The organism is Pseudoalteromonas sp. SG41-5 (assembly GCF_014164495.1).
Classification (GTDB): Bacteria; Pseudomonadota; Gammaproteobacteria; order Enterobacterales; family Alteromonadaceae; genus Pseudoalteromonas; species Pseudoalteromonas rhizosphaerae.
The window spans coordinates 1-10,928 of record NZ_JACJFH010000121.1 but is presented as its reverse complement, the minus strand read 5'-3'; the positions used below and the strand labels follow the sequence as shown (position 1 = coordinate 10,928).

At 37.8% G+C, this 10,928-nt stretch carries 8 protein-coding genes; 3 read left to right on the top strand and 5 right to left on the bottom strand.

Annotation, left to right across the window (positions count from 1 at the left end; translation table 11 throughout):
* The 4 genes from H5232_RS20655 to H5232_RS20640 form a co-directional block, all read right to left on the bottom strand.
* The coding region (locus H5232_RS20655; protein WP_182831430.1) for a hypothetical protein at positions 1-1,055 on the bottom strand (1,055 nt) is incomplete at its 3' end.
* A gap of 21 nt (positions 1,056-1,076) precedes the next feature.
* A complete protein-coding gene (locus H5232_RS20650) occupies positions 1,077-2,651 on the bottom strand; it encodes a DUF6892 domain-containing protein (RefSeq protein WP_182740549.1) in 1,575 nt (524 codons plus the stop codon).
* A 172-nt stretch (positions 2,652-2,823) separates the two neighbouring features.
* The gene (locus tag H5232_RS20645) at positions 2,824-3,204 is read right to left on the bottom strand and encodes a hypothetical protein (RefSeq protein ID WP_182740548.1); all 381 of its coding nucleotides are present in this window, start codon (positions 3,202-3,204) and stop codon (positions 2,824-2,826) included.
* A 386-nt stretch (positions 3,205-3,590) separates the two neighbouring features.
* The gene (locus tag H5232_RS20640) at positions 3,591-5,312 is read right to left on the bottom strand and encodes a DUF885 family protein (protein ID WP_182761939.1); all 1,722 of its coding nucleotides are present in this window, start codon (positions 5,310-5,312) and stop codon (positions 3,591-3,593) included.
* A gap of 470 nt (positions 5,313-5,782) precedes the next feature.
* Between H5232_RS20640 and H5232_RS20635 the strand changes: the two genes are divergently transcribed.
* Positions 5,783-7,147 (top strand): cellulase family glycosylhydrolase, encoded by a 1,365-nt coding sequence (locus H5232_RS20635; protein ID WP_182719039.1) that lies wholly within the window; start codon positions 5,783-5,785, stop codon positions 7,145-7,147.
* A 307-nt stretch (positions 7,148-7,454) separates the two neighbouring features.
* On the top strand, positions 7,455-8,486 hold the full coding sequence (locus H5232_RS20630) for a metal-dependent hydrolase (protein ID WP_182831429.1): 1,032 nt from the start codon (positions 7,455-7,457) through the stop codon (positions 8,484-8,486).
* Positions 8,487-8,535: 49 nt separating this feature from the next.
* Here H5232_RS20630 and H5232_RS20625 read toward each other — a convergent pair whose 3' ends face one another.
* The gene (locus H5232_RS20625; protein WP_182719041.1) at positions 8,536-9,345 is read right to left on the bottom strand and encodes a DUF2306 domain-containing protein; all 810 of its coding nucleotides are present in this window, start codon (positions 9,343-9,345) and stop codon (positions 8,536-8,538) included.
* 225 nt (positions 9,346-9,570) lie between these two features.
* Here H5232_RS20625 and H5232_RS20620 point away from each other — a divergent pair, with 225 nt between their 5' ends.
* Positions 9,571-10,710, top strand: a complete 1,140-nt coding sequence (locus H5232_RS20620; protein ID WP_259398540.1) for an AraC family transcriptional regulator — start codon at positions 9,571-9,573, stop codon at positions 10,708-10,710.
* Positions 10,711-10,928: the final 218 nt, after the last annotated feature.

Below are 10,928 nucleotides of genomic sequence, written 5' to 3'. Positions count from 1 at the left end.
GCTATTTTCTCTCTGCCTTGTGCTGCTTTATCTAAACAATACAATAACTCGTCTGGGCGCATTAATTTTATATTTATAGGTAAAAAGTTAAGATGATCATGATTTATATGCGCATTATCTAAACCAATAAACATACCTATATTACCGTCAGGGTGATCTACTGACCATTCTTCAGGTGCGCCATCCATGTCTAATTGTAATGTAAGAAAACGGTGTTTTTTGAGGCGCTCTTTAAAGTTATCGATATTGGGTATTATACCGCCAATGGTTTGAATTAGGTTCATCTGCCAAGAGCTGTTGAATCTTTGAATGGGTTCATTGGTCTCTAGATATACCTCAAATGCTGCTTCAGGACTTGATAAGCCACTTGTAGCAACGATTTGATTTTCCCATTCTGGTGGTGTAACCAAAACAATATCTCGCGTGCTGCCATGCCAGTGAGGGTAATCTGCTAAATAAGGATTTAAAAAGCTCAGCTCTAATGTTTCGTTTATTTCACCGGCTTGTTGCCAATAAGATGATAATATTGCTTGCTCTGATTCAGTTTGTTGCTGATCATCTGAATTGCCTTGCAAAAATATGCTCTTATCATAACTGCCCCTTTTCCATGGGCATGGCATATCATCTGGCAAGCCTTCCCAAGATTCTATGGCTAAATGAAAGTCGCGACTCAATGAGTCAAACTCAGCAGCATCAGCATCTAATCCAGTGTAGATTATATAATCTTCATCAAACTTAGTTTTAACGTCGTAACTACCATCACTTTCTAATTCAAAACGAGCTTTGTTCCAAGGTATATCTGATTCGTCTTTTTTCATCATTTTATAAAGTGCATAAAATGCTTCATCACACTGAGAATATTTCAACACTCCATCGATTATATCTACACTATAAAATTTTTCTTCACCGCCTGTATAGTAAGTCCCTGCCATAAAACCACAGGTATTTTCTCGACTCAGGCCGATATCACAATAAGCTTTATCCCACTGTTCGGGTAATGCGTCGAACATTGATTGGCCAATATGCTGGTGAATTTCTTCTGCTGAATTAAACATTATTACTCCTAGAGATTAAAATTAAACATCCTGTTCAGTTAATTGGATCTGGCGTTCTTTAAAGCTGCTAATTAATTTTTTTGATGGATTACTGTGCTCTAAACCGATGACTTGTTGTAAGTTAGGCAGCAGTGGCAAGTCTTTTGATGCTTTATTGCTTACCTTTAACACCTCATCTCCACAGCCTGGATCCCAAAAAGGCCATATCTGAGCATAAACATCTGCGCCGCCATCGACACCGCAATCTTGTGTCAACGAAGTGACTTTCGCTAACAATTCCTCAGAGATATCAAGCCCTTTAAAATAAGCCAGTGCCTCAGGTATAACTTCATACCCTTCTTGCTCTTTATCAATTTCTCGCAGGTGGTATTGGGCTATAAACTGGGTAAGGTCAAACTTAGGGGTTAATAAATTTTTTTTATACATCAGCTCTTCGATAACAAGTAACTTAAAATGCAGGTCGCTAAATTTGATCTTAGGCGTTTTATTAATAGGAAATACTTTGGGTGTGTTTTTAAGGGCTAAAGTCTGTGCGATAAGTTGATCAAGATGTACTTTTGTTTTACTGTCTGGAGTAAGTTTTGAAAGATTCTCTAAAAATGTAATGGTATTATTTTTCACCATTAAAATTTTAGCAGCCTTGTTATAGCCCGCATTTATAAAGGCAATAGGGTCATTTTCAATATTTGCTATTTCTTGGTTATATTCTTTAACTCGTTTTTTGATAACCTGAGCCTTGTAGTTACCTTCATTTAATTTTTTTATATAACCCTTTATTTCGGCAATCTTAGTTTTTGGAGTTGGATATATGCTATAGCCATTCAAGACGCCTTGAGTTATAAAGTAATCAATTTGGTCATCACTCCAATGTGAAATATGAGTTGAAAGTAACTTTAAGACCTCTTTTGATTTTTTATAGAAAAAGTCGCTTTTTTCGGTATAAAAACCAATCATTTCGCTAACTAAAATATAGAGTAGTAAATCACGATTTTCATCGTTTTGTTTGCTACATACAATGTCATTAATTAATTGTGTATATTGCTCTAATGGGTCTGAAGCTGATGGTAATAAACTGATTAGAAGGTTACTGGTATCTTGGTAAGGATAAGTGCGTAAAAACTTAAATGCTAAGTTGCCACCAATACGCTTTAAGTCGTCATATCCTTCACTGTGATAAGAAGGATGACAAAAATATAAAGAAATTAAATCACTCACCATTTCCCTTAAATCACCTTGCTCTGCAGGCGTTGGGTTTTGGATCAGTTGAGTGTTGGTCTCAAGTAACAGCTGCTCTATCTCACTCTCTAATAACTCTGTGTGCATTAGCAAAGCATGATGAGATTTTTTGTCAAAAATAACTTTATAATCTGATGAACTAAATAGCTGTAAAAAATAATATAATTTCGCAGGTTGGCTTTGACCTTCACGAAATAATCTTAATTCTTTAATTAGTGATGAATAAAGTTGTAAAAGCGTTGCTTTATCAAATGTGTCTTTCCATCGACGGTTTATCTTATCTTTTAATGACTTGTTTAATTTTTGTGTATTTAAATCCAGTTCATCCAAGTCAGGAATAAACGTTTTAAAAAATGACATATAGATACTCATTAATAAAAATAAAAAGGCTATTTTTAATTTTAAAGAAAAATAGTTTAGATATTAAATAATCATAACTTATCTCGGTAGTAAAAGTAATTGTTAGTTATTTTGGAAATAAGTGGCAATATAGAAATTAAAATATGTATTTTTCTGTATTGATATTGAAACTTTATTCAGCTTGCTCTTCTGTTCCAAATAAGGCGTCAATATAAGCGAGTTCTTCGCTAAAAATACCATTAATAAATGCACTTTGTTCACTTATTACAGCGTCATTAGGTTTGGCTTGGAAGTCTTGTTGGCATCTGACAAGTTCGTTGGCTAACCATGGGCATTTGTCGGTTGCCGTAGTTATTGCTGTTTTTAAAAAAGAGGGCCATTTTATTTTTTGTAAATTAAAGCGGTAAAGCGTGACGGCGATATGGCTATACGCTTGTTGCTCAAGTGATGGTGGGCTATCACTATTTGCAGTATTACTATTTAGCAGCTTACTACTGATAAGTGCTTTTTGCAGTGCGACTTGTTGTGATTTACTTAAAAAAATCGTTGTCATAATGCGTCGGAGGCCTTGGTTGCAATTAAAGATGGCATTTAATAGGAAGGTTAAGCAAGGCGTTTCATGACTCATGCAGCACCTAAAATGCAGCAACAGTGATAGCAAAATTGGGCTGACTCTTTACTGAATTAAGTAAATACAATTGTAATCGGGTGGATGATTTTAAAACGTAATGCCATAAATAGACACCATATATACAGGCCGTGTTATGTTTTTGATTAACTTTATAAAAGCAATAACTTACTAAACCCATATACAACTATATGGATGCATAAATTAGAACTGTGCATGGGGGAGCTAGCAAGCACACTTGCAGATTATAATAAGCTATTGTTTAACTAATATCAGCTCAGCAATAGCTTATTAATTTAATGTAATGGGTGTTATTTTTGCTGTTGCGTTATCCAGTCATTTATTACTTCTTCAAGTACTGCAATTGGCAGCGAGCCTTGGCCTATAACTGTGTCGTGAAAGCTGCGAATGTCAAAATCAGCGCCAAGTTCTTTTTCAGCTTTTGCACGTAGTTCACGTATTTTTAGCTCGCCCATTTTGTAAGAAAGCGCTTGTGCAGGCCAAGAGATATAACGATCTATTTGATCTTCTACGGCACTTTGTGGCAATGCAGTATGTTCGCTCAGGTAGTTAATTGCGCGCTCTCGACTCCAGCCGAATGCGTGAATACCGGTATCAACAACCAGCCTAACTGCGCGCCACATTTCATATCCTAATCGGCCAAAATCACTGTATGGATCTTGATAAAAGCCGGCTTCTTTACCTAAACGCTCTGCGTAAAGACCCCAACCTTCACCAAATGCTGAATGGCTTAAGGTACGCCGAAATGGTGGTACATCCAGTTCCATTGCAATTGCATTTTGTAAGTGATGTCCTGGAATCGCTTCGTGTAGGCTCAAGGCTTCTAAATTATATAAAGGTTGCAACGAAGGGGTTGAAGCTAAAAAGTAAGTGCCGGCAGAGCGGTTATCTGCTGGTGGCATATAAAAAGCGCCGCGACTGGCAGAGTCTTTAATAGTAAACGTATTACGTGGTAAATGACCAAAATAGGTCGGTAATTTGCCATACATTTTTTGCGTAATGAAAGCCGCTTTTTCTAATAAATCTTGTTTGTCTTTTGCATAAAACTGTGGAGCAGTTGCTAGAAACTGCAGAAAATCAGCATACGAACCCTTAAAGTTTAGTGAATCAATAATAGCCTGCATTTCAGCTTTAATACGCGCCACTTCTTGTAGACCAAGCTCATGAATTTCTTCTGGCGTAGCTTGTGTGGTGGTGTAATAACTTACTGCATACTTATAATATTCAAGCCCGCCTTTAACGCTTGAAATACCGGGATCTGTTCTGCAATTTGGCATGTAATCATCAACAAAAAAATCATAAAAATGCTGATAAGCAGGAACCACTTTATTGCTAATTAGGGCTTTCGCTTTTTCTTGATAGGCTGCTTTTTGTTGTTGGCTAAAGGTGTTGGGCATACGTGTAAACGGTTCATACAAGGCAATGTTTTGTGGCTCTTTTTCGATATGTTTACTGATGCTTTTATGATAATTTTTAAAGCTCTCGCAATAGTGTGTGTAGCCTTGTTGTATGCCTTCTTTCATGAGGTTGATGTTTTCTTGGTTAAAGCGTGGGTAGTCGCTCAAACTAACCAAAAAATTGTCGTAATCGGTGGTAGTTAAAAACGCCATATTAGCAGGGGCCTCGGCAAAATATGTATGCCAGCCGCTTAAAAAGTTAATAGGAAAGTACTTATCAAGTGACTGGTAACTTTGTTGCTCTGTTTCGCGCTCGTATTTAAAAAGCCGATAATTCATCAGTTGTTCTTTATTGAGTGATTTTGGGTTAATGGCAGCTAATTTGTGCAGCACTTGGTCGTTATAAGTTTGGCGCTTACTTATGGCTTGCTCACTCCAGCGAGCCAGATTTCCATTGGGTTTCCACCCATCGGGGTCGGTGCGAAAAAATACTTTTTCGCTTTTTGCATGTTGCCAGTGTTGGTCAATAATATTTTTTAAATCGGTATTGTCATCAGCCAGACTTGGCAATGACACCATAGTTAAAGAAAGAGCCAAGAGATTTGTTTTATACATGTTGTTTCTCATAATTAGCGAGTTAGTTTTTTATAAAGGGTAGGCAGTGATTTTTTGAGTGCGTACCAAGCTATATAAAATTTATTGTTTTATAGGTTAAGCGTATCAAATTAACGATATGAATGCGCTGACCTTGAACAGCAATACAGAGAAAATTGGCAAGTATGTTGTAAACAGAGCAACTCATTGATATTTAAAACATTAATGGAGCGCTTTCGGTTAAGGTATTTAGCGACAACTAAAGTGTATATCGTTCACGCTTTTTATTGAATGTATCCCCCCTGCAGATGACAGCCTATGAGTGGTCATTTTTAGTTACTTTTACGCTAGTATTATTTTATAAAGTAAATCATTCTTTATTATTGTATTATAATTTCAGTGTACTACCTTTGTGTTGTTAGTTTTTTGCTAATGACATTATTGATATATCAGTTTACATCTGATGGGTAACCTAATTTAAGGACGATTTTATGACGATTGGAAGTACACCTAAAAAAACACTATATAAAGCCAAGCGCCTTTCACTGGCATTATTGCTCGCTTGTTCCACTACAAGTTATGCAGCGGTTGAAAAGTTAACCGTCAGTGGTAATCAAATATTAGCTGGTGATGAGGCAAAGAGCTTTGCTGGTTCAAGCTTATTTTGGAGTAATACAGGTTGGGGCGGCGAAAAGTTTTATACCGCGCAAACGGTTGCCAATGCGAAACAGGAATTTGGCGCTAATATCATTCGTGCTGCGATCGGTCACGGACAAAATACCTCAGGCAGTTTGAATGACGATTGGGACGGTAATATTACTCGTCTTGATACAGTTGTTGATGCAGCAATCGCAGAAGATATGTATGTCATTATTGATTTTCATAGTCACGAAGCGCATACCGACACTGATATGGCGATCCGGTTTTTTGAACGAGCAGCCACTAAATATGGCGACTACGACAACGTTATTTATGAAATTTATAACGAGCCACTACAGATATCGTGGGCTAACGATATAAAACCTTACGCCAACACCGTTATTGATAAGATCAGAGCTATAGATCCTGATAATTTAATTATTGTTGGTACGCCTACTTGGTCACAAGATGTTGATATTGCCTCACAAGACCCGATAGATCGCTACAATATTGCTTATACCTTACATTTTTATGCAGGTACGCATGGTGAGTCACTTAGAAATAAGGCGCAGACGGCTTTAAATAATGGGATTGCTTTATTTGCAACTGAATGGGGCGCAGTCAATGCTGATGGTAATGGTGGTGTAAATAGCAACGAAACTGACGCGTGGATGGCTTTTCTTAAATCAAATACTATTAGCCACGCTAATTGGGCCTTAAATGACAAAGATGAAGGTGCATCAACCTTTCTTCCTGGTGGTAGCTGGGATTCACTAAGTGCATCGGGGCAGAAGATAAAAGATATTCTACTAAATTGGGATATGAATAATGCACCGCTTGACTCAGATGAAGATGGTGTAATTGATTCACAAGATCAATGCCCTAACACACTGCCGAATACACCCGTAGATTCTATTGGGTGTGCGGCTACAGACTCAGATGGCGATGGCGTAATTGACGTACAAGATCAATGCCCCAATACACCAGAAGGTACTGATGTCGATTCCTCGGGTTGTGCTGTTACAACAGGAACAAGTTGTACTGAGGTAAAAACGTATCCAAATTGGGTTAGAAAGCATTATCCTGCAGGCCCTTACACACATAACGAAGCTGGCGACCAAATTCAGTATCAGGGCAATGTTTATAAGGCGAACTGGTATACAAATAGCCTGCCTGGTAGTGATAGTTCATGGACATTTGTTAAAAGTTGCAGCTAAGTCATACTTGTTTTTAAATAAATAGGTAGAGCGCAGTCGCTTTACCTATTTTATTGATTTTTATAGAAATAGGATTATAGACAATCTTCGAATTCATGACGTCAGGGTTGACTCTTTACTAAAATACAATCGTAATTGGATTGGCGGTTTTAAAAATCTAGCTGATAAGCTGGGGTGGATTTTTCTTTTGCGGATCCACATAACTTATAGCTTCTCCAGAAAACTAATCACTCATTGAGATCGACACAAGACCTACAACAGTACAATATAAGTCTATGCTTTAATTGATTTTGAAAAGAGGCTTTCATTGGATTCACTCACACAGGTTGTGCTTGGTAGTGCAGTTGCTTATACAGTATTAGGTAATAAGCTGGGCCGTAAGTCGTTATTAGTTGGGGCGGCGTTTGGCACGTTACCTGATTTAGATGTGCTCATTAATTTTGGTGGTAATGTCGAAAACTTTGTCTATCACCGCAGTTTTAGTCATTCTTTGCTTATACAGCTGCTAGTGAGCCCTTTGTTTGCATGGCTTTTACTTAAAATGAATTGGGCTAAGGGTGTATCGCTGAGGCGTTGGTCGGTTGCCATGTTTTTAATTTTGAGTACCCATTCATTGCTCGATAGTTTTACCGTCTATGGTACACAGTTGCTGTGGCCACTGACGACTTACCCCTTTGGTATATCGAGCATATTTATTATTGATCCTGCGTATACTTTGCCATTGTTGCTCTCTTGTATAGTGCTTTGCTTGGCGCGGATGTGGCCTTACGCACAGCGTATAAATACTGCTGCGTTAATCGTCAGTTCGCTTTATTTAGCTTGGGGGTTGGCGGCTAAATGGCATATCGAAGATAAAATACATCAGGCACTAAATACCCAAAATATCATATTTAAGCACTTTGAAAGTACACCAACGCCATTTAATACCTTGTTGTGGCGGGCTGTGGCCGTTACCGAGTTTGGGCATTATGAGATTTATGCCTCTGTGTTTGATGACGCAGACAACGTTGATATGCAATTTTACCCTAGCGAAAATACGCTACTAGCAAAGCTTGATGATGCAAGGCAGATCAAGCTACTGCAAGCATTTACTAAAGGCCTTTATGGGGTGTATCAACAAGATGAGCAAGTCATTATGAGTGATTTAAGAATGGGCCTTGAAGGTTATTATGTATTCTCATTTGTGGTTGCACAGCAAAAAGATCAGCAGTTGATCCCAGGTTCTTATCAACAACTCAGCAACCGATTTCCACTTGATAAGCTCGGGCTTATTTTTGCGCGTATTACTGACCCAAATATCGATTTAGCAACTACCGTAAAAGAGCCCACATCTCCCTGAAATAGATTGCTGGGTTAGGCCTTCTATTTTGTTAATAATTATGTGGCTATTAGCCAACTATCGCTGGGTACCAATTTGCTAACACTACACCAAATAAGCCCACTAAAAATACAATGGATATCAACATCATTAAAGCTGCGGTGGCGATTGTTATCATTTTATTAGATGTTTTCCCCGCATACCTAACCAGTTCAGCAATGAGCAATGGCATCACATAAGAACATACGCTAACAGCTAACACGGTTGGGCCTGTGAACGTTGTAGTATCAATCCCGAGTGAGCCAAACGTTAAAAACCAGGCAAAAATCATTAACCTAAAAAATAGCACGCCGTTTGCTGCAAGGTATAAACGAATTGCCCATATTTGATGTGAATTTATATTACGCCCTCTAGCAGCCAGCACTGCAAATATGCTCGATAAAATAACCATACCACCACTAAACATTGTCAGGCTATGCATTAGCAGGTTGCCTACTGTGCCTCTAACAATCATAAGGTACATTCCTGCGATTGAAATGGTACAAGCTAACAGTACGAATACGCGCCCGTTATAGCGATGAAACTTAGTATATTTTGCTCTTATTGCGGGGATTAATTGCAAACTCCCGCCGATTATCATTACTACGGCAAGTAGCACATGCGTGGCATAGATTAAATTACCGATGGGGTCGCTCGCAACATAGGCGGTATTGTTAAGGCGGACCCAGCCAGATAAACCTGTAGTAACGCTAGTCAGGGCATACCCCAAAATAAGGTAAATTACAAAGCAACCTTGTGCCATTAGTAAGCAAATAAACCATATTTTTTTACTGTTTTCGAGCAGCCTATTTGGGGTTGTTTTCATTTTTTGCATTAACATGTACTTTTCCATTAAATCGTTTCAATAGCCAAATATAAAGACTTTCAGGGCGAATACTTCTCAAATTCGAAACTTGAGCAACGATATATGGATAATTTTTACGGTTAGTTAATTAGTTACTGACACATTCACTAACAAAGTCTTTTTGCCATCGCTAGAGTTACTTTGTATTATCCAAGTTAAAGCAACGTTGTTTATACAACGTCATTTTAAGAGCGACCTGTTATGCAAAATAATTCTCCTTATTACCTTCTCGTCTTTGTGTGCATGGGGTTGATGTTATTTAATGCACTGAAAAAAGATAAGCAGCTAGTTCACTATTTGTTTGCACTATTTTGTGGCTCGCTCTGTATGGTTGGGGCGCAAAAACTCAGTGCGTCAAGTGTCGGAGGGTATCAATACCTAATAGGGCTATTTACTTGCGCTACATGTAATGTTTCATGGTTGATTGCTAGAGCGTTATTTCGTGAAAACAAGCCAATTTCTCGCAGGCATATCGTTTTTGCTGCAACTATTGCAGGCTTGATAATGTTTAACCAAACATGGCATTACTTAGTGAGTTTTGATCCTCAGCCATTACCTACCAGTGATATAATGTGGCGCTTAAAGCAAGGGGTGAATGAAGTAACCATATTGCTTTCATCAAGCATACTTGTGCTCTCTTTTTGGGAGGCAATAAGAGGCTACAGTGAAAAAACAGTGTCACAAAAAATGCAATCAGTGCTCTTTGCCAGCGCTTGGTTTTTAGCTGTGTTTAATGCAAGTGTATTACCTAAGCTAATGTTTAGTAAGACTGAAATTGAGCTATATAATCCCATTATTATTACCTCATCTGCACTACTAATTGTGCTTGCGATGCAAACATTAATGTTTCTTCAAGCGAGAGATAAAAATAGCCAAGGTATTAAAAATGAGGGCGATACAGTTAGTATTTTTAATGACATTGAGATAACTGAAAACACCAATAAACATGAACAAATCGATGTTGCCCCTGAATTAATCGATGGCATTGATCAACTTATCAATAAGCAACAGCTATTCTTGCAAACAAATCTTAAAATTTCAGATTTTGCTCAAGTATTACAAGTACCTGAATATAAAATCAGCCGAGCTATTCGCTATCACTACAAAGTAGCCAACTTTAATCTGTTTATTAATCAATATCGTGTTAAATATGCGCAAGTTTTATTGGCAAGTGAGGATGCTAAAGGTTGGAGCATTTTAAGCATCGCGCTTGAAAGCGGCTTTTCTTCTTTAGCGACTTTTAACCGGGTGTTTAAAAGTATTGTGGGTGAAATTCCTAATGAATACCGAAAACAAAGCAGCAATCATCCTAATATAAGGGGTAGGGAACTTGTTGATTAGTGAGTTGTAGGTTTGTTTTTATAGTTAATCAAGAATATTAGATGTGAATCAACCACACTAAATTGAAAGTATAAGGTGCTATAAACATAAAAGCCGCTCATAGAGCGGCTGAATACTGAGGAGCTACTTTGAAAATTCTGGACAAGTTTTATCTTGTATTTGCTTTAAATCGTACTGCATAAAGCCTGCCTCGCCAAATACATCGGTGCCGTTCAAGT